Source organism: Aquipseudomonas ullengensis (assembly GCF_014174475.1).
GTDB classification, from domain to species: domain Bacteria; phylum Pseudomonadota; class Gammaproteobacteria; order Pseudomonadales; family Pseudomonadaceae; genus Aquipseudomonas; species Aquipseudomonas ullengensis.
This window is the reverse complement of sequence record NZ_JACJUD010000001.1, coordinates 1,172,764-1,191,603: the sequence shown is the minus strand read 5'-3', so window position 1 is coordinate 1,191,603 and position 18,840 is coordinate 1,172,764. Positions and strand designations below refer to the sequence as shown.

Here is an 18,840-nt window from a genome sequence, read left to right as displayed (position 1 = left end):
CGCACCCGAACAAGGAACCGAACCATGAGCAACCAGCAATCCACCGTCGTGGCCGGCAAGGCCAAGCCACGCGGATGTTTCCCTCATATCAAGCGTGCCGGCGACTTTCTCTTCGTCTCCGGCACCAGTTCGCGCCGCCCCGACAACAGCTTCGTCGGCGTGAAGGTGGATGCCATGGGCACCACCAACCTGGACATCCGCGCCCAGACCCGTGCGGTGATCGAGAATATCCGCGACATCCTCGCCTGCGAGAACGCCGGCCTGAAGGATGTGGTGGAGATCAGCAGCTTCCTGGTCGATATGAACGATTTCGGCGGCTACAACGAGGTGTATGCCGAATACTTCGATGAAACCGGGCCGACCCGCACCACGGTCGCCGTCCACCAGCTGCCGCACCCGCACCTGCGCATCGAGATCAAGGCCATCGCCTACGCCCCCCTCAACCGCTGAGTAGAAGAACAATGGACAAACATCACTTCAGCCCGCCGTTCAACTTCACCAAATGGATCGAAGAACACGCGCACCTGCTCAAGCCCCCCGTGGGCAACCAGCAGATCTGGCAGGGCAGCGACTTCATGGTCACCGTGGTCGGCGGCCCCAACCAGCGCACCGACTTCCATGACGACCCGGTGGAGGAGTTCTTCTACCAGTTCAAGGGCAACGCCTACCTGAACATCTGGGACCACGGCCGCTACGAGCGCATCGACCTGCGCGAAGGCGACATCTACTTGATGGCACCCCACGTCATCCATTCACCGCAACGCCCCGAACCGGGCAGCCTGTGCCTGGTGATCGAGCGCGCCCGGCCGGCCGGCCAGCATGATGCCCTGCTGTGGGTCTGCGCCCGCTGCGGCGACTTGATCAAACGCTACGAAATGCAACTGCAGAGCATCGTCAACGACTTGCCCCCGGTGTACGAGCAGTTCTACGCCACCACGCCTGAAGAGCGGCGCTGCAACCAGTGCGGCGAGATTCACCCCGGACGCGACTGGCAGACCTGGCACAAGACCCTGAACGAGTTCCACCCAGCATGAAAATCGATATCCACTCGCACTTCTTCCCGCAGATCAGTCAGGCGGAAGCCGCGCGCCTGAGCCCCGAGCGGGCACCCTGGCTGCACACTGAGGGGCGCACCGGCCAGATCATGATCGGCGACAAGCCGTTTCGCCCGGTGCACGACGTACTCTGGGACCCGCTGCGCCGCATCGAGCACCTCGACGAGCAGGGCCTGGACATCCAGGTGATGTGTGCCACCCCGGTGATGTTCGGCTACGACCAGCCCATCGACCGCGCCCTGCCCTGGGCCCAGCTGATGAACGACCGCGCCCTGGAGATGACCGCCAGCGCCCCGGATCGCCTCAAGGTGCTGGCCCAAGTCCCCCTGCAGGACATCGATGCCGCCTGCCGCGAGGCCAGCCGGGCCAAGGCCTGCGGCCATGTCGGCGTGCAGATCGGCAACCACGTCGGCAACCATGACATGGACCACGATGGCCTGGTGTGCTTCCTGCAGCACTGCGCCGCCGAAGGTATCCCGCTGCTGGTGCACCCCTGGGACATGATGGGCCGCGAGCGCATGAAGAAGTGGATGCTGCCCTGGCTGGTGGCCATGCCGGCGGAAACCCAGCTGGGCATCCTCTCGCTGATTCTCTCTGGCGCCTTTGAGTCCCTCCCCGAATCGCTGCGCATCTGCTTCGCCCACGGCGGCGGCGGCTTCGCCTTCCTGCTCGGTCGCGTCGACAACGCCTGGCGCCATCGAGACATCGTCCGCGAGGATTGCCCGAACCTGCCCTCCAGCTACGTGAAACGCTTCCATGTGGACTCGGCCGTGTTCGACCCGCGCTCGCTGCAGTTGCTGGTGGATGTGATGGGCGCGGATCGGGTGATGCTCGGTTCCGATTCGCCCTTCCCGCTGGGCGAGCAACGTATCGGTTCCGGTGTACTGGAGCACCCCGAACTGTCCGACTATGAAAGGAAGCGCATCTGCGCCGGCAACGCCCAGGAATTCTTCGGTTTCTAAGCGCCTGCAAACTCCTTGGTTATTACCTTAACGCCCCGCGCCAGTGCCCTTGGCCCGGGGCTTTTTTTGGCTATGTCCCAGGTACGTGTTGTGTCATCTGACTAGCCGCTTTCCGTGCTGCCGAATGCCTCTGGATTCCCGCCTGCGCGGGACAGCGCCTGCGCTGAACGCACTTCAGTGCGGCTCTCATGGGCGAGCGCAGCGAGTCATGACGGAGTGGGTGGGACGACGCTGTGCCACACCCCCTGCCTCGTCATTCCCGCGCAGGCGGGAATCCAGATCGGTACCTGGGAGAGCGGCAAGGTTTCCAGTGCCACGCTGGCAACAACTAACGCTGACGAAGCCTGATCATTGACCCGGCAGGCCAGCCCTCTCCCGAGGGAGAGGGCCAACGGTGAACCCGCCGGCAGCATGCCGCCGTTTTCAGATGTGAAAACTGCCCACCAGTTGCTGCAGCCGCACCGCCTGCTGGTCCAGTTCGGCGCAGGCGCGCAGGGTGGCCTGCAGGTTCTCCACGCCATCCTGATTGAGGCTGTTGACCTCGGTGATATCCAGGTTCAGCGAGTCGACTACTGCGGTCTGCTCCTCGGTGGCGGCGGCCACCGACTGGTTCATGCCGTCGATCTCGCCGATGCGCTGGGTCACGCTGCCCAGGCGCTCGCCGGCCTGGTTGGCGATGACCACGCTGGCTTCGCTGTAGCGCTGGCTTTCGGTCATGGTGCTGACGGCTTCGCGGGCGCCTACCTGCAGTTCCTCGATCATCTGCTGGATTTCCTGCGCCGACTCCTGGGTGCGATGGGCCAGGCTGCGTACCTCGTCGGCCACCACGGCAAACCCGCGCCCGGCCTCGCCCGCCCGTGCCGCCTCGATGGCGGCATTCAGGGCCAGCAGGTTGGTCTGCTGGGAGATGCCTTTGATCACGTCGAGGATCTGGCCGATGTTCACCGTCTTGCTGTTCAGTGCTTCGAGGTTGCCGCATGAGGCGCGGATCTTCGCCGACAGCTCGTTCATCGCCATCAGGGTGCGCTCCACCACCTGCCGGCCATCCTCGGCCAGGGTGCGCGCAGAGGAGACCTGGTGCGCGGCGTCGGCGGCGGTGCGGGCAATTTCCTGGGTGGCGGCGCCCAGTTGATTGATCGCGGCGGCCACGCTGTTGGTGCGCTGGCTCTGCTGGTCGGAGTTGCTCATTGATGCGTTGGAGACGCTGAGCACCCGCCTGGCCACCTGGTTGACCTGGTCGGTGGCCGAGGACACTTCGCGGATGGAGTGGTGGATGCGCTCGACAAAGCGGTTGAAGGCACCCGCCAGTGCACCGAATTCGTCTTGGGTGTGAATCGCCAGGCGGCGGGTCAAGTCGCCTTCACCCTGGGCGATGTCCTGCATCGCGCGGCCCATGGTGTGCAGCGGCCGCATCAGCACACGGATCAGCATGCCCAGCACGAGGACAATGAGCACCACGGCGACCAGGGTGCCGATGAGGATCGAGGTGCGGAACTCGCCGAGCAGACCGTAGGCCTTGTCCCGGTCCACCGACACGCCGATGTACCAGTCCACCGAGGGCAGGCCCTTGATCGGGGCGAAGGAGAGGATACGCGGGGTGCCGTCCAGCTCCACTTCGCTGAAACCGGCGCTGATGGCAGGCGTGTTCTGCGGATAGATGTCCCGCAGGTTCTTCATCACCAGGTCCTTGTTCGGGTGCACCAGCACCTTGCCGTCGGCGCTGACCAGGAAGGCGTAGCCCATGCCGTAGACGTCCAGACCGTTGATGAGCCGCACCAAGGCTTCCAGGCTCAGGTCGCCGCCCACGACGCCCAGTAACTGCTCCTGTTGTCGAAGCGGGATGGCAATGGTCAGCATCAACTGGCTGTCGGTGGCATCCAGATAAGGTTCGGTGAAAACGGCACCACGGCTCTCCCGGGCGGCTTGATACCAGGGCCGGGTACGCGGGTCGTAGCCCTCGGGAGCCGGGTGGTCCGGTGACATCTGGAAGGTGCCGTCGGCACGCCCCAGGTAGGCATACACGAACCTGTCGCGTATGACCTGCGGGGACAGGCTCATGCTGGCATCGCGCTCGACACCCTGGCGGGCAATGGTTTGCGCTGCCTGCTCAATCAGCACCAGGCGTCCCTCCAGCCAGTACTGCACGGTGCTGGAGGCTTGTTTCCCGACGTTCTGCAGGCGGCTCTCCAGAGCCGTGCCGAGCGCGCTGCGCAGGTGTGAGTCGTTGTAAAGAGAGGAGGCAGTGAAGCTGGCGACCACTAGCAGCGAGGTCGCCAGCAACAGCTTGCTGCCAAAGCCTAAAGATCGGGTCATGAGCGGTTTCCGGTCGAAAGGCTAGGCGCTCGACCGGCCGCCCAGCCCGGCAAGAAAGGGGACCTCACGCGGAGGCCGAAGAGGCGGGGTTCAGAACTTGATGCGCACGCCCAGCTGCATACCTTGCGGGTTCTCATTCGGCAGAGGATTGTCCAGGCTCCAGCTGACCGGGTAGCGAATCTCGCTATCGCGCTTGTGATGGATGTAGGCATAGACCCCGTAGAGGTCGATGTTCTTGTCGTAGTTGTAGATGTAGCCAAGGCTGATCGCCGCGGCGTCGCTCAACGCATCATCCTTGCGGTCGTCCTTGTAGATGAAGCTGGCCGTGGCGTTGTGCTTATTGCCGAAGTTGTGACGCATACCGAGTTGCAGGTCGTTGCCGTTGGACTCGAAATCCACCCAGGGTGCGTACGCGTAGTAGCCCACGTAGCGGTGGTAAACCGCCGACAGCTCGGTCAGCCCCATGCTGTACACCACGGTCAGGTAGGCGTCGGTGGACTGTTCCATGGTGTGCTTGTCCCACAGGTTGCGCTGGTACTTGCGATCCAGGCCTGCAGAGAAATACCAGGGACTGTCGGTCCAGCGGTCCACGGAGATGCTGGTGACCTGGCCATCGCGGCTGCCATCATCCTCACCCTCGCTGACTCCACCACGAAACTCGTAGCCGTTGACTCGCGGGCTGATGTACATCAGCAGGCCGTCTTCACGCCACGGCGCGTAGAACACCATGACGTTGCTGATCAGGCTGTAGTCGTTGTTGTAAAGCGGGTCGGCATAGCCGTAGGAGTTGGCGGACGGGGTATCCCGGCGACCGGCACTCAGCGTCCCCCAGCGTTTGGACGTGACCTCGAAATAGGTCTCGCGCTTGCCGATATCATCATCCGAGTGCGGGTTGTACTGCGCCTGGTAGACCCAGTTCAGCGACAGGTCGTCGGTGACGGCTTCCTGCATCTGCAGTTGCAGGCGGTTGGCACTCAAGCCCCCGCCGTTGACGCGTTCCTCGGTGTAACCACCCGACTCAGCCACCTCGTAGTTGACGTCGATAACGCCGGAAAGCTCGATAACGTCGATGCCCGAAACGTCCTTAAGGTCCGCGATGTCCGCACAGGCGTAGCCGCTCACCAGCGGTAGGGCGAGTAAAAATTTGCGCATTTGATGCTCCGATAGAACCAGTAGAGGCTTGCGGCAACCTTCCCCCGGTTGCCGCGGCCTGTTTTCTTATTGGTTGTTACTGTTCTTGTGGGCTGGATCAGTCCCGGGCCGGCCAGGGTTTGGTCGGCGGCGCAAAACTTGGCTCACCCAGCAGCGGCGTCGACAGCGCGTAGAAGCCATGGTTGGTGAAGACCCAGATCAGGTTGCGGTCGTACTCGGTGTAGGTGCCGTGGGTCAGGTTGCCAACGGCGTAGCTCGCCACGTTCTTGGTATCGAACGGCGGCACGAAGTAGGCCCCAATGCTCGGCTTCTCCGGATTCCGCACATCGAACACCTGCACCCCGGCGTTGTAGAACGCATAAGGCAGGATGCCGTCACGGGACACACCCGGCTGGGTGTAGTAACCGCTACGCTTGGGCCCGAAGCTGCCCTTGCGCTGGCAGAAGTCGGTGAACTTCGCGTCCGCAGGTGGCGTCGGGCGCGGCAGTACGTGCTTGATGGCCGGCTTCGCAGGGTTGCTCACGTCGACCGCGTAGATGTCCTTGTAGGGCTCGTAGCAGTCTTCGCTCAGCGGGTAGCCGCTGAAATAGATCAACCCGGTTTTCTCCACCTGCGACACATCGATGTTGTCGCCTTCGGTACCGGCGATGCTCACCGGGAACTCCAGGTGGCCGACCACCTTCATGTGCTCAGGCTTCGAGATGTCCACCACGTACAGGCCCATACCGCCCATGGCGGCGTAACCGTACTTGCCGCCCTGCTCGACCGGCTTGGGAATGAACAGCGACATGCGTGCGCCCATCCATGCTGCGCGGTTACCGGCGCGCGGGTTGGCCTTGAACACCGCCTCATGCGCGGGATCACCGATGATCTGGCCAGGCACGGTCAGCACGTCGAGCAGCTTGGGGTTGCTCGGGTCGGACATGTCCCAGGACTGATAACCCGCGTTGTACAGGTCGTTGGGGTATTCGGTCAGCGCGTATTTGTCACTCGGCGCGGCCGCGACGAACATGGTGTCGCCGCCGAAGTAGGCGGGGATATCGCGAACCCCGGAACCTTGTTGTTCACCCACCGGCGCATTCGGGTGCTCGATGTCGGTCGTGCGGGTGGCAATCAGCTTCCAGTCCTGCGGCAGCGGCCCATTCATCTCGTAGACCTTGAAGCCCTTGAGGTGGTTGGACTTGCGGATCGCCTCGACCTTGTCCGGCTCGCGGTACTTGTCACTCAACACACCGAAGCGCCGCACCTCGTAGGACTGCACCATGATGTATTTGCCCAGCTTCTTGTTCCACTGAATGGAAGCAGCGCCGAACATGTCCTGTGCCGGAAGCGGGTTGACCTCCTCGCCGCCACCATTGGGGCCCCAGTTCTGACCTTGGGCCAGCAGCAGCTTGACCGCCTTCGGCTGGGTGATATCGAAGATCTTCAGGGTGCGGCGCACGTACTGATAGAGATAGCGCTTGCCATCGAAGTCGACGATGTTCTGCCAGGTGTGGAAGGGCTCGACCTGGATCGGGTAGTAGGCCTCGATCTTCATGTTCTTGATGTAGCTCTGGGTATCCCAGTAGTCCAACTGTCCGGGGAAGGACTGCCCGTTGTGGGAGAACGGCGTCATGACCGGATCGATGAACTTGCCGGTGGCCTTGTCCATGCCGTAGCTGCCGGGCTTCGGCGCCGGCGGCGTGCGGTCTGGCGAGAGCTCGGTCTGCGCTTTGACGTAGGGGTCGCGAATATCGATCGGCCCATGTTCCTCGGCCTGCACGACACCGCTGGCATACAGCCCCAGCAGCAGCGTGGCCGCCAGTCGGCCGGTACCAAAGGGTACGGCCGATTTAAGCGAGCGTTGCGTTGTTTTCATTGTTCACTCCACTTGTTGAGCCCTTGCGGGGCGGTAAGGTCAAAGGTTCAGGCCGCAGGACGGCACATCAGAAAATCTCTATCGGGTAATCGGTAATCAGGCGGAAGTCGTCCAGATCGCCAGAGCCCTGTTCGGCGTTGGCACGGTGCCAGGCCTGCCGCATGCGCAGGCTCAGCCCCTTGGCTGGACCGGCCTGGACCAGGTAACGCAGCTCCAGGTTGGTTTCGTGGTGAGCGCCATCGGCGCCGTAACGTCCCGCATAGGGGCTGTCCTGGGGGATGTGGCTGCCGTCGATGCCCGCGCCGCTGATGTAGCGCGCCATCAACGAGGCTCCAGGCAGGCCGAGCCCGGCCAGCGAGAAGTCATAACGCAGCTGCCAGGAGCGCTCATGCGGGCCATTGAAGTCGGAGAACTGTGCCGAGTTGGGCAGCCAGATGGAGGCCCCCTGGTCACGGCCATTGCGCCCGTTGCGGTCGTTGTCGCCGACGCCCAGGTAGTCGAATGGCGTATCGCCGGCGACCTTCTGCAGACCCAGCAGGAAGCGGTGATCGCCCAAGCGATAGAAAGTCGAGAGGCCGAGCGTGGTGTTGTCGATCTCCCCTGCCTTCGCCTGACCGGCCTCCTGGGTGCGGTAGAGCGTCAGGCCCACGCCGACTTCACGCTCACCCTGCAGTTCCAGGCGACCGTCGAGGTTGGCGTAGTACTGGTTCCAGATGTCTTCGAAGCGGGCACCGTAGAGCGTCGCCGACAGGCCGGGGGCGAGCTGCTGGGTGCCCCCCAGGTAGTCGGCCGCCGAGGAGGTAACGCCCGCCATGACCGCCCATAGGTCGCCATCGGAATTGGTAGTCACCGGACTGGTGGCCGAGGTGAAATGCCCACCCTGCAGCTCCAGGCCGTCCCATTCCTGGCTTTCCAGGGCAACGCCGGTGGCGGTCTGCGGCACGATGCGGAAGTGGCTGACCCCGAACACTGGCGTATCCGGACGCTGCTCGCCCAGCTTGAGCAGGGTTTTCGACCAGCGCAGTTTCAGCGCCGCACCGCCCTTGGCATATTCGTCGGCGGGAACGCCATCATCATGAACCGGCAGGTTACCCGTGCCCGCCTTGCCAGGCGACGCATCGAGCTTCAGGCCCAGATAGGCAAACGCATCCAGACCCAGGCCGAAGGTTCCCGGCGTGAAACCCGAGGTGAAGTCGGCATTGATGCCCTGGGTCCAGTCTCGACTGTCGCTACGACCGTCCTCCTTGCTGCGGTTGAAATACGAGTTACGCAGCAGCAGGCTCAAACGGCTGTCATCGACGACCTCTGCAAAGCCGCCCATGGGCTGGCCAGCAGCAGGCAGCGCGCACAGACACATAAGGATCGACAGAGAGGTTTTGACAGCACGCATGGAACACTCTTCTTCAGGTCGTCGTTTGGGTAGTACGGGCACGCGCTCCCCTGCCGGGCAGTCGGACTGCCCGGTGTCTGAGCAACGTGTTGATCGAGTAGCTGAGTCGTATCAGCGCTGGATGGGTAGCGGCTTGGGTGCGTCGCCTTCGATGGAGCGGGTCTTGCGAAAGCGCAGGACGTAGATCGCACCGACCACCAGCAGGAAGGGCACGCCGAACACCAGGGTCAGAGCGAATTCCTCGGTGAATAGCGTGGTGACCATCACGGCAAGCATCAGCAGCAAGCCCGCCAGGCTGGTCCAGGGGTAGCCCCAGAGACGGAACTCCAGCGGCTCGCTGCCCTGGCGCTTACGGAAGAACAGGTGGGTAAGGAAGATGCCTGCCCAGGTGAACATCGCACCAAACATCGCGATAGACATCATCAACGTGAAGGCCTTCTCCGGGTAAGCGAGGTACAGCAGGGTACCCAGGCCAATGCCGAGCGAAGACAGCAGCAGCGCCGGGATGGGCACGCCCTTGCCACTGACGCGGCCAAACACTGCGGGCGCCTGGCCGGCACGGGACAGGCTGAACATCAGGCGCGAGGTGATGTACAGCTGGCTGTTCATCGCCGACAGGGCCGCGATCAGGATCACCGCGTTGAACACGGCGCCCGCATAGGGCACGCCGGTGGCGTTCATTACCGTGACGAAGGGGCTCTGGCCGCCGTTGTTCTGCCCCCAGGGCACAATCGCCAGGACCAGTGCGATGGTCAGCAGATAGAACACCACCAGACGCACGACGGTAATCCGGAACGCACGAGTGACGGCGCGTTGCGGGTCCTTCGCCTCACCGGCCGCCACCGCAATCATCTCGATGCTCAGGTAGCTGAAGAAGGCCACGATCACCGCCACCCAGGTGCCCCACAGACCATTGGGGAAGAAGCCGCGATCGTTGCTGTAGTTACTGAAACCTATGCTGGAGTCGACCGGCGCGCCGTAGACCACGTACGCCCCCAGAAGGATGAAGACCACGATGGCGCAGAGCTTGAGCAGCGAAAAGACATACTCGATGGCGCCGAACACCTTGACGCTGAGTGCGTTGGCCAGAATCAGGGCGATCGAGAAGGTCGCCATCCAGTAGCCGCCAGGCACCTCCGGGTACCAGTACTTCATGTACATGGCCGCTGCGGTGATCTCGGTGCCCACCGCGAAGACGATGGACGCCCAGTAGGCATAGCGGATCAGGAAGCCGAACCAGGGCGCCACATAGAATTCGGCGAAGGAGCCGAAGGACCCCGACGTCGGATGGCGCACGGTCATTTCCGCCAGGCAACCCATCAGCAACAGTGCGATCACCGCACCAATGGCGTAACTGACCAGCACGCTGGGACCCGCGAAGCCAATGGCGAAACCGCTGCCCAGGAACAGGCCGGTGCCAATGGCGCCACCGATGGCGATCATCGACAGCTGGCCGCTGCTCAGGCTTTGCTTGAGACCCTGCTCGCGCTGAACCAGGTCGTCGAAAGAGCTTGTTGTTCTTGTCATATTGAATGCTCCGATCTGGTAAGGAAAATCAGGTCACCGACTTGCGGGCGATGAACTCGGGGCGATTCCATTCGGCGCTGTGCAGGATCTCGCGCAGGGCCTCCACGCTGTCCCAAACGTCTACATAGCGGGTGTACAGCGGGGTGAAGCCGAAGCGCAGGATGTCCGGCGCGCGGAAATCGCCCACCACGCCGCGGGCAATCAGCGCCTGCATCACCGGATAGGCTTCGGCATGCGCCAGGGATACCTGGCTGCCGCGCTGCTCGGCATCCCGCGGGGTGCGCAACTCGACGCCCAGGCCCAGCAGTTGCTCGTCACACAGCTGGATGAACAGGTCGCAGAGCGCGACGCTCTTCTTGCGCAGTACCTGCATGTCGACGCCCTCGAACACCTCCAGTGCCGCTTCCAGCGCCAACACCCCGAGCTGCGGGGCGGTACCCACCAGCATGCGGTCGATGGTCGGGTGCGGAGCGTACTCGTGGGTGAAGTCGAACGGTTTGGCGTGGCCGTGCCAGCCGGTCAGCGGCTGGCGCACATGGGCGATGTGGCGCTCGGCGACGAAGACGAAGGCCGGGGCACCGGGACCACCGTTGAGGTACTTGTAGCCACAACCGACCGCGAAGTCGGCATTGGCACCGTTCAGCTCTATCGGCATGGCGCCCGCGGAATGGCATAGGTCCCAGACCACCAGGGCACCGACTTCATGAGCGCGAGCGGTGATGGCCGCCATGTCGTAGCGACGGCCGGATTTGAAGTTCACTTGGGTCAGGGAGAGGATCGCAACGCTATCGTTCAGCGCATCCAGCACCTCGTCCGGCTCCACACAGCGCAGCTCGCAACCGGTCAGCTCGGCAACGCCCGCGGCGATATAGACATCGGTGGGGAAGTTGCCTTTCTCAGCCAGGATCACCTTGCGCCCCGGCTGCATGCGGGTGGCGGCCACCAGCACCTTGAACAGGTTGATGGAGGTAGAGTCCGCGACGATCACCTCGTGAGCCTGAGCGCCGATCAACTTGGCGATCTTAGCGCCGGTGCGCTGCGGAGCCGGGTACCAGTCGGCGTCGTTCCAGGAGCGGATCAGGCCATGGGCCCACTCCTCTTTCAGCACCTTCTCGATGCGCGCCGGCACATGGGCAGGCATCGCCCCCAACGAATTGCCATCCAGGTAGATCTCGCCCTCGGGAAGGTCGAAGCGAGCGCGGCAGGCACTCAGCGGATCATCACGGTCGAGGCGTTCGAAATGCTCGCGGGTGAGCGGGACGGAAAGGGTCATGCGGGTTCCTCTGGTACTTGTTCTTTTTCATCCGGGAATCTGTGGCGGCGAGGAGGCGCTGGCTTGGCCGAGAACGGGCACAACGAGCCATGCCGCCGGGCATTAGCAGAGCCCCAAAGCGTGGGTCGGATGCTACGCCCTGCATGCCATTACTCGAAAATAGAAATGATCGAGGCAGCTATTCTCAAACGCTATACCTGGATTTGCGGGCCCCGTATGAGGCCAGGCCATGGCGCGGCCCGGCAAGCAGGTAGCCAGGGCACCGGACGATCTGCTTTTCCGAGCAGCGCGTTCGACACCCTGCAGCGCTTGCGATCTGTGAGTAGCGGGAGAGGCTGAGTAACGTGTTGCACGTTACGGCTCATGCCAGCCACTGGTGCCTAGCAACGCCCGGCAGATAAGGGCAGTGGACCTGCCAATGTGGCGTGGGCATGGCATGGACACATGTGGGACACATGAAAAACAAAAAGGCCTAGGTTTTCACCTAAGCCTTTTTTCATATGGCGCACCAGGCGGGATTCGAACCCACGACCCCTGCCTTCGGAGGGCAGTACTCTATCCAGCTGAGCTACTGGTGCGTTGCGGGGCGCAATCATACGCATCCGCCGCGCGGGCGTCCATGCGCGCCGGGCCGCGCTGGTCGGTTCAGATTTCCTGCATGTCGAAGTCGGCCTTGCTCACGCCGCAGTCCGGGCACAGCCAGTCATCCGGCACCTCGGCCCAGGGTGTACCGGCGGCGATGCCGTCATCCGGCCAGCCACTGGCTTCGTCGTAGATCAGCCCGCACACCACGCAGATCCAGGTCTTCATGCCGGCACCTCCTGCGCGTTGCGCAGCGGGTGCAGGTGACGGTCGAAGTTGGCCAGGGACGGGAACACCAGTGGCTCGACTTCATCCAGGCGCTGCAGGTAATCGCTGTACTGCTCGAGGATTTCCTCGCGCGCCTGCTGGCTGATGTAGGGCACGTGGCAGGCGGCGAACGGTGGCAGCACGCTGAGCCCGGTGTAGGCCAGGGTGCCGCGCTGCAGCGGGCGCAGCATGGGTTCCCAGTCACCGTGCACGGCCTCTTCGTCGGCGAACATGTGCGACTGGCCGCCCAGGGTGAAGCTGAGCAACGCGCGCTTGCCGGCCAGGCCGCCGCGGTCATAGAAACGCAGGCCGCCGTAGCACACGCCGGACACCAGCACGCGGTCGATCCAGCCCTTGAGGATGGCCGGCACCGAGCACCAGAACAGCGGGAAATTGAGGATCACCAGGTCGGCCCAGAGCAGTTTCTCCAGCTCGGCGGCAATATCCGCGGCCAGGGCCTGCTGGCCGTGGGCGTGACGCTGTTCGAGGGCGTAGACCAGGTAGTCGGGGTTGTTGCGCTGCTGGAAGTCGGCGGCCGACGCCACCGGGTTCCAGTTCATCGCGTACAGGTCGGACACCTGCACACTGTGGCCACCCTGCTGCAGCGTATCGACGGCGAGGTCTTTCATCGCACTGCAGAAGGACTGCGGTTCGGGATGGGCGTGGACGATCAGGATATTCATCGAAACTTCCGGGAAAACGGGGGCCCGAGCGGGCCCCGGATAGGTCAGGCAGCTTGTGCAGCCTCAGCGGCCGGCTTGCTCACCGGCTGCCAGCGGTTGGCGCGGGCGAAGGTGCCAAAGTCGTTGAAGCGCACGCCGGCGTCGCGCATCAGCTGGTGCGCCAGGGGCGCGGTGAGCTGGCGGATATAGAAGGGTTCCTTGACCACGAAGTGGTGGATCGCATGGGTGCTGCCGAAGTTGAAGCAGAACGCCTGCAGCGGCCACAACCACCAGGGGTTGAGCACCTGGGTCTGCTGGATCACGTTGCCGGCCTCGATGTCACCGTAGTAGTGCATGTTGGAGCTGACGAAGTGCAGGCAGAAGGTGCGCAGCACGTTGGGCCCGACCAGCACGACCACGGCGATGGTCACCCCATCCATCACGCTCAGGGTAGTGGCCGACCAGGCGATCGGGGCACCAGCGGCACTGGCGACGAAGTCGATCAGGTGGAAGCCGAGGAATACGTACCAGGTGCTCCAGTTGAGCAGGCCCAGCGGCGCATAGCCCTTGAGCGTACGGGTGACGATCATTTTCTTGTGCGCCCAGGTCTTGGCCCGCAGGAAGCGGATGAACGAGGACATCACGTTGTCGCCGACCATCAGCAGGCGGGCGAAGCCCCAGGGCTCGCCGTTGGTGATGGCGCGCTCTTCGATATCGGTCTCGCTGCCGGACACCTTGTGGTGGTTGAGGTGCAGGTGGCGGCGAATCCACGGGTTGATCGTGCTCGGCCGCGCCATCCACACCAGCGCCATCATCAGGTTGTGCGGCACGCGCTGCTTGCGGAAGTACATGGAGTGGATCAGGTCATGTTCCAGCTCGTGGGTCAGCGAAGCGAAGAAGGCGTTGGCCAGCAGGCACGCCCACCAGGCGATGGCGCCATCCAGGTAGAGCCAGGCCGAGCCGATCATGCCGGCCAGGGCGAAGGTCAGGATGCCCGCGCCGAGCGCGTCCTGATGCTGGAGGATCGGGTAACGCTGGCGCAGTTCTTCACCACGCGCCATCACCACCGTGCGGATATGCGCGGAGCGCTGCTGGTGGTTTTGTTGGCCATGGGTTGCAGGAGTCGGGGTCATGCACGCATCCTCTTTGTCCGTGTGTGGCGCCGGGCGGGCGCTGCGGATCGTTCTAGTAATCAGGCCAGGCTAGAGTGCGCGTCCTGATGCCGACGTGCCTGGCCGATAACGCCAACCTGTTGACCGAGAATGCCAACCTGCATGACTGAACCCACCACCCTGGCCAGCTGGACCCGCGCCCTGCGCCGTCAACTCGACGGCCTCGGCCTCGACAGCGCCGCCCTGTGCCGCGAGGCCGGCCTCGACCCGGCGCAGCTCGACGACCCCAACGCGCGCTACCCGCTGTCCGCCACCACGCGCCTGTGGCAACTGGCCGTGGCCGCCAGCGGTGACCCGGCGCTGGGCTTGAATACCTCGCGGCATGTCGCCCCCACCACCTTCCATGCCCTGGGCCTGGCTCTGGTCGCCAGCGGCAGCCTGCGCGAAGTGTTCGAGCGCATCGTGCGCTACCACCAGGTGGTCAGCGATGCCCTGGAGCTGGAGCTGCGCCATGTCGGTGACACCTGCGAATTCCACCTGCGCCTGCCGCCCGGCAACCTGCCGCCTGCGCCGGAAGCCATCGACGCCTTCGCCGCCATCTACGTGCGCACCTGCCGCAACCGCCTGGGCCGCGACTACGCGCCGCTGGCCGTGCACCTGCGCCGGCCGACGCCGGCCAATCCACAGCCCTGGCAGGAAGTCTTCCGTGCCCCGCTGCACTTCGGTGCAGCCGAGGATGTGCTGGTGTTTGCCCTCGCCGACCTCGAACAACCGCTGGAAGACGGCAACCCGGAACTCGCCGCACACAACGAGGCCGTGCTGCAGAAACGCCTCGAAGCCCTGCAACCCGACACCTGGAGCCGTCGCCTGCGCCGCGCCCTGGAACAGCGCCTGCCAAACGGCGAGCCCTCCGCCGAAGCCCTCGCCAACGGCCTGCACCTGAGCCTGCGCAGCCTGCAACGCCACCTCAGTGACGAGGGCAGCAGCTACGAACAGGTGCTCGCCGACACCCGCCACGCCCTCGCCCTGCAACACCTGCGCGCCCAGGACTGCTCGATCAGCGAGATCGCCTACCTGCTCGGTTTCGCCGACAGCAGCAGCTTCAGCCGCGCCTTCAAACGCTGGAGCGGGCAGAGCCCGAGCCAGTACCGCGACAGCCTGCCGGGCCACTAAAAAGCCCGGACCGCGCCATCTGATGGCGCGTCATTGATGTTCGTGATCTTGAACAGCCAGCATTGCCCCGCACTGGCACGCCCGTACCGCTGAGCCCAAGGCCGGCCATGCTGGCGAGCTAATCCGCAGGAAACCCGGTGCAGCGCAGGGGTGTTCATACTTTTTCGCTATTTTGTTGGTTTTATCGAACATACCTATTGCCCTTTGCCGGAGCTGGCCCTAGCATTCGTGTGACATTTCAAACGCTGGGCACTGCATTCTGCTGCCCGCCATTTGCCTGATTGCCTGCACCGTCGGCGCCATGCACCCGGAGAACACTATGCAACTCAAAGACGCCCAACTGTTCCGCCAGCAAGCCTATGTCAATGGCACCTGGCTGGACGCCGATAGCGGCCAGACCATCAAGGTCAACAACCCGGCCACTGGTGAAATCATCGGCAGCGTGCCGAAGATGGGCGCCGCCGAGACCCGCCGTGCCATCGAAGCGGCCGACAAGGCCCTGCCGGCCTGGCGTGCCCTGACCGCCAAAGAGCGTGCCGGCAAACTGCGCCGCTGGTTCGAACTGATGATCGAACACCAGGACGACCTCGGCCGCCTGATGACCCTCGAACAAGGCAAGCCGCTGGCCGAAGCCAAGGGCGAAATTGCCTACGCCGCCTCGTTCCTCGAGTGGTTCGCCGAAGAAGCCAAGCGTGTCTATGGCGACGTGATTCCGGGCCACCAGCCCGACAAGCGCCTGATCGTGATCAAGCAGCCGATCGGCGTGACCGCTGCCATCACCCCATGGAACTTCCCGGCAGCGATGATCACCCGCAAGGCCGGCCCGGCCCTGGCCGCCGGCTGCACCATGGTGCTCAAGCCCGCCTCGCAGACCCCGTACTCCGCCCTGGCCCTGGCCGAACTGGCGCACCGCGCCGGCATCCCTGCTGGCGTGTTCAGCGTGGTCACCGGCAGCGCCGGCGACATCGGCTCCGAGCTGACCAGCAACCCGATCGTGCGCAAGCTGAGCTTCACCGGCTCCACCGAAATCGGTCGCCAGCTGATGGCCGAATGCGCCCACGACATCAAGAAGGTGTCCCTGGAGCTGGGCGGCAACGCGCCGTTCATCGTCTTCGACGACGCCGACCTGGATGCCGCCGTCGACGGCGCGCTGATCTCCAAGTTCCGCAACAACGGCCAGACCTGCGTCTGCGCCAACCGCCTGTACATCCAGGACAGCGTGTACGACGCCTTCGTCGAGAAGCTGAAAGTCGCAGTGGCCAAGCTGCAGATCGGCAACGGTCTGGAAAACGGCACCACCACCGGCCCGCTGATCGACGGCAAGGCCGTGGCCAAGGTCCAAGAACACATCGAGGACGCCGTCAGCAAGGGCGCCAAACTGGTCTTCGGTGGCAAGCCGCACGCCCTGGGCGGCAGCTTCTTCGAGCCGACCATCCTGGTCGACGTGCCGAAGAACGCCGCCGTGGCCAAGGAAGAAACCTTCGGCCCGCTGGCCCCGCTGTTCCGCTTCAAGGACGAGGCCGATGTGATCGCCATGTCCAACGACACCGAGTTCGGCCTGGCCTCCTACTTCTATGCCCGCGACCTGGGTCGCGTGTTCCGCGTGGCCGAGGCCCTGGAATACGGCATGGTCGGCATCAACACCGGCCTGATCTCCAACGAAGTGGCGCCGTTCGGCGGCATGAAAGCCTCCGGCCTGGGCCGTGAAGGCTCCAAGTACGGCATCGAAGACTATCTGGAGATTAAATACCTCTGCCTCGGCGGTATTTGAAAAACGGATCTATGGCTTGCTGCGCGTCGCGCATGCAGCGTTGCAATCGGGCTCGAGCTGCTCATTTACAGCTCGTAAACTCCGCGCTCTCGCCCGATTGCGCCTTGCCTGACGCTAGCTCGCAGCGCCCTAAACCGTTTTATTGAGTGTTGAATTTCCGTGGGTGTCGGCTGACAGGCAAGAGCTGCGTCAGCCGGCGTCGGCGTTTCCGGTGGTGGCACCGGCGAACCCTGCAGACGTATCGGCAGGAGACTGGCAGTTCGATCATCGTTAGCTGCCGCGTTTCCCGCCCGTCGTCATCATCCTTGGACACAGCCGCGCAAACGACGCGGTCGATGAGGAAAACATGAGCAAAACCAACGAATCCATCCTGCAACGCCGTGCCGCCGCTGTTCCGCGTGGCGTGGGCCAGATCCACCCGATCGTCGCCGAGCGCGCCGAAAACGCCACCGTGTGGGACGTCGAAGGCCGCGAGTTCATCGACTTCGCCGGCGGTATCGCGGTACTCAACACCGGTCACCTGCACCCGAAAGTGGTTGCCGCCGTGCAGGAGCAGCTGACCAAGCTGTCGCACACCTGCTTCCAGGTGCTGGCCTACGAACCCTACATCGAGCTCTGCGAAGAAATCGCCAAGCGCGTACCGGGTGACTTCGCCAAGAAAACCCTGCTGGTCACCTCTGGCTCCGAAGCCGTCGAGAACGCCGTGAAGATCGCCCGTGCCGCCACCGGCCGTGCCGGCGTGATCGCCTTCACCGGCGCCTACCACGGCCGCACCATGATGACCCTGAGCCTGACCGGCAAAGTGGTGCCCTACTCCGCCGGCATGGGCCTGATGCCCGCTGGCGTGTACCGCGCCATCGCCCCGTGCGAAATCCACGGCGTCAGCGAAGACGAGTCGATCGCCAGCATCGAGCGCATCTTCAAGAACGACGCGCAGCCGCAGGACATCGCCGCCATCATCATCGAGCCGGTGCAGGGCGAAGGTGGTTTCTACGTCAACTCCAAGGCCTTTATGCTGCGTCTGCGCGCCCTGTGCGACCAGCACGGCATCCTGCTGATCGCCGACGAAGTGCAGACCGGCGCCGGCCGTACCGGCACCTTCTTCGCCACCGAACAACTGGGCGCCGTGCCTGACCTGACCACCTTCGCCAAATCGGTCGGCGGTGGTTTCCCGATCTCCGGCGTGTGCGGCAAGGCCGAAATCATGGACGCCATCGCTCCCGGCGGCCTGGGTGGCACCTATGCCGGCAGCCCGATCGCCTGCGCCGCGGCCCTGGCCGTGCTGAAAGTGTTCGACGAAGAGAACCTGCTGCAACGCAGCCAGGCCCTGGGCGAGAAGCTCAAGGCCGGCCTGCGCGACATCGCGGCCAAACACAAGGTCATCGGTGACGTGCGCGGCCTGGGCTCGATGATCGCCATCGAACTGTTCGAAGGCGGCGACCACAACAAGCCGGCCGCCGAGCTGACCGGCAAGATCGTTGCCAAGGCGCGCGAGAAGGGTCTGATCCTGCTGTCGTGCGGCACCTACTACAACGTGGTGCGCTTCCTGATGCCGGTCACCATTCCCGATGCCCAGCTGGAAAAGGGTATTGCCATCGTCGCCGAGTGCTTCGACGAACTGGCGTAACTGCTCTGCCGTGGCATCCGCGCTCCTGCCGGATGCCACACAGAATTCGCCTGATGCTCACCAGGCCAGGCGTTTCCTTGAGGCCCGCGCAAGCGGGCCTTTTTTTGCCTGGCAAA

The 18,840-nt window shown here is 63.9% G+C and carries 15 protein-coding genes and 1 tRNA gene; 6 read left to right on the top strand and 10 right to left on the bottom strand.

The features are described from left to right. The first annotated feature begins 24 nt into the window (after positions 1-24). The 3 genes from H3H51_RS05350 to H3H51_RS05340 are packed head-to-tail and all read left to right on the top strand — an operon-like array spanning position 25 to position 2,017. Positions 25-450 carry a RidA family protein gene (locus tag H3H51_RS05350; protein WP_183087968.1) on the top strand — a complete coding sequence of 142 codons (426 nt, stop codon included), beginning with the start codon at positions 25-27 and terminating at the stop codon, positions 448-450. Positions 451-461: 11 nt separating this feature from the next. Next, on the top strand, positions 462-1,034 hold the full coding sequence (locus tag H3H51_RS05345; RefSeq protein WP_183087967.1) for a 3-hydroxyanthranilate 3,4-dioxygenase: 573 nt from the start codon (positions 462-464) through the stop codon (positions 1,032-1,034). Then, the gene (locus H3H51_RS05340; RefSeq protein ID WP_183087966.1) at positions 1,031-2,017 is read left to right on the top strand and encodes an amidohydrolase family protein; all 987 of its coding nucleotides are present in this window, start codon (positions 1,031-1,033) and stop codon (positions 2,015-2,017) included. The genes H3H51_RS05345 and H3H51_RS05340 overlap by 4 nt, the downstream gene beginning before the upstream one ends. Positions 2,018-2,440: 423 nt before the next feature. On the opposite strand, the gene H3H51_RS05335 is transcribed toward H3H51_RS05340, so the two are convergent. The 10 genes from H3H51_RS05335 to H3H51_RS05290 all read right to left on the bottom strand — a co-directional run bounded on the left by H3H51_RS05335 (position 2,441) and on the right by H3H51_RS05290 (position 14,174). Continuing rightward, positions 2,441-4,330 carry a methyl-accepting chemotaxis protein gene (locus H3H51_RS05335; protein WP_183087965.1) on the bottom strand — a complete coding sequence of 630 codons (1,890 nt, stop codon included), beginning with the start codon at positions 4,328-4,330 and terminating at the stop codon, positions 2,441-2,443. 90 nt (positions 4,331-4,420) lie between these two features. Further along, a complete protein-coding gene (locus H3H51_RS05330) occupies positions 4,421-5,482 on the bottom strand; it encodes a porin (protein WP_183087964.1) in 1,062 nt (353 codons plus the stop codon). Between the two features lie 97 nt (positions 5,483-5,579). Beyond that, positions 5,580-7,340 (bottom strand): LVIVD repeat-containing protein, encoded by a 1,761-nt coding sequence (locus H3H51_RS05325; RefSeq protein ID WP_183087963.1) that lies wholly within the window; start codon positions 7,338-7,340, stop codon positions 5,580-5,582. 67 nt (positions 7,341-7,407) lie between these two features. Continuing rightward, positions 7,408-8,730 (bottom strand): OprD family porin, encoded by a 1,323-nt coding sequence (locus H3H51_RS05320; RefSeq protein ID WP_183087962.1) that lies wholly within the window; start codon positions 8,728-8,730, stop codon positions 7,408-7,410. A 111-nt stretch (positions 8,731-8,841) separates the two neighbouring features. Further along, complete coding sequence (locus tag H3H51_RS05315) at positions 8,842-10,257, bottom strand: amino acid permease (RefSeq protein ID WP_183087961.1); 1,416 nt, start codon at positions 10,255-10,257, stop codon at positions 8,842-8,844. 28 nt (positions 10,258-10,285) lie between these two features. After that, entirely contained in the window at positions 10,286-11,530 is a 1,245-nt protein-coding gene (kynU, locus tag H3H51_RS05310; protein WP_183087960.1) for a kynureninase, read from the bottom strand. A gap of 501 nt (positions 11,531-12,031) precedes the next feature. Beyond that, a tRNA-Arg gene (locus H3H51_RS05305) sits at positions 12,032-12,108 on the bottom strand. Between the two features lie 67 nt (positions 12,109-12,175). Beyond that, a complete protein-coding gene (locus H3H51_RS05300) occupies positions 12,176-12,340 on the bottom strand; it encodes a rubredoxin (RefSeq protein WP_183087959.1) in 165 nt (54 codons plus the stop codon). After that, entirely contained in the window at positions 12,337-13,062 is a 726-nt protein-coding gene (locus H3H51_RS05295; protein ID WP_183087958.1) for an NAD(P)H-dependent oxidoreductase, read from the bottom strand. Before H3H51_RS05295 ends, H3H51_RS05300 begins: the two co-directional genes overlap by 4 nt. Positions 13,063-13,106: 44 nt before the next feature. Continuing rightward, positions 13,107-14,174: a fatty acid desaturase gene (locus H3H51_RS05290; RefSeq protein ID WP_183087957.1), complete on the bottom strand. Its 1,068-nt coding sequence runs from the start codon at positions 14,172-14,174 to the stop codon at positions 13,107-13,109. 141 nt (positions 14,175-14,315) lie between these two features. Here H3H51_RS05290 and H3H51_RS05285 point away from each other — a divergent pair, with 141 nt between their 5' ends. The 3 genes from H3H51_RS05285 to gabT all read left to right on the top strand — a co-directional run bounded on the left by H3H51_RS05285 (position 14,316) and on the right by gabT (position 18,724). Then, positions 14,316-15,326 (top strand): AraC family transcriptional regulator, encoded by a 1,011-nt coding sequence (locus H3H51_RS05285; RefSeq protein ID WP_183087956.1) that lies wholly within the window; start codon positions 14,316-14,318, stop codon positions 15,324-15,326. A 319-nt stretch (positions 15,327-15,645) separates the two neighbouring features. Beyond that, positions 15,646-17,097, top strand: coding sequence for an NADP-dependent succinate-semialdehyde dehydrogenase (gene gabD, locus H3H51_RS05280; RefSeq protein WP_183087955.1), 1,452 nt, complete (start codon positions 15,646-15,648; stop codon positions 17,095-17,097). Positions 17,098-17,443: 346 nt separating this feature from the next. Further along, complete coding sequence (gene gabT, locus H3H51_RS05275; protein WP_183087954.1) at positions 17,444-18,724, top strand: 4-aminobutyrate--2-oxoglutarate transaminase; 1,281 nt, start codon at positions 17,444-17,446, stop codon at positions 18,722-18,724. Positions 18,725-18,840: the final 116 nt, after the last annotated feature.

Coding starts and splice junctions, on each gene's coding strand:
- H3H51_RS05290 (WP_183087957.1), bottom strand. CDS start 14,174: ATGACCCCGACTCCTGCAACCCATGGCCAACAAAACCACCAGCAGCGC.
- H3H51_RS05295 (WP_183087958.1), bottom strand. CDS start 13,062: ATGAATATCCTGATCGTCCACGCCCATCCCGAACCGCAGTCCTTCTGC.
- H3H51_RS05315 (WP_183087961.1), bottom strand. CDS start 10,257: ATGACAAGAACAACAAGCTCTTTCGACGACCTGGTTCAGCGCGAGCAG.
- H3H51_RS05325 (WP_183087963.1), bottom strand. CDS start 7,340: ATGAAAACAACGCAACGCTCGCTTAAATCGGCCGTACCCTTTGGTACC.
- H3H51_RS05335 (WP_183087965.1), bottom strand. CDS start 4,330: ATGACCCGATCTTTAGGCTTTGGCAGCAAGCTGTTGCTGGCGACCTCG.
- gabT (WP_183087954.1), top strand. CDS start 17,444: ATGAGCAAAACCAACGAATCCATCCTGCAACGCCGTGCCGCCGCTGTT.
- H3H51_RS05340 (WP_183087966.1), top strand. CDS start 1,031: ATGAAAATCGATATCCACTCGCACTTCTTCCCGCAGATCAGTCAGGCG.
- H3H51_RS05300 (WP_183087959.1), bottom strand. CDS start 12,340: ATGAAGACCTGGATCTGCGTGGTGTGCGGGCTGATCTACGACGAAGCC.
- H3H51_RS05320 (WP_183087962.1), bottom strand. CDS start 8,730: ATGCGTGCTGTCAAAACCTCTCTGTCGATCCTTATGTGTCTGTGCGCG.
- H3H51_RS05285 (WP_183087956.1), top strand. CDS start 14,316: ATGACTGAACCCACCACCCTGGCCAGCTGGACCCGCGCCCTGCGCCGT.
- gabD (WP_183087955.1), top strand. CDS start 15,646: ATGCAACTCAAAGACGCCCAACTGTTCCGCCAGCAAGCCTATGTCAAT.
- H3H51_RS05330 (WP_183087964.1), bottom strand. CDS start 5,482: ATGCGCAAATTTTTACTCGCCCTACCGCTGGTGAGCGGCTACGCCTGT.
- kynU (WP_183087960.1), bottom strand. CDS start 11,530: ATGACCCTTTCCGTCCCGCTCACCCGCGAGCATTTCGAACGCCTCGAC.
- H3H51_RS05350 (WP_183087968.1), top strand. CDS start 25: ATGAGCAACCAGCAATCCACCGTCGTGGCCGGCAAGGCCAAGCCACGC.
- H3H51_RS05345 (WP_183087967.1), top strand. CDS start 462: ATGGACAAACATCACTTCAGCCCGCCGTTCAACTTCACCAAATGGATC.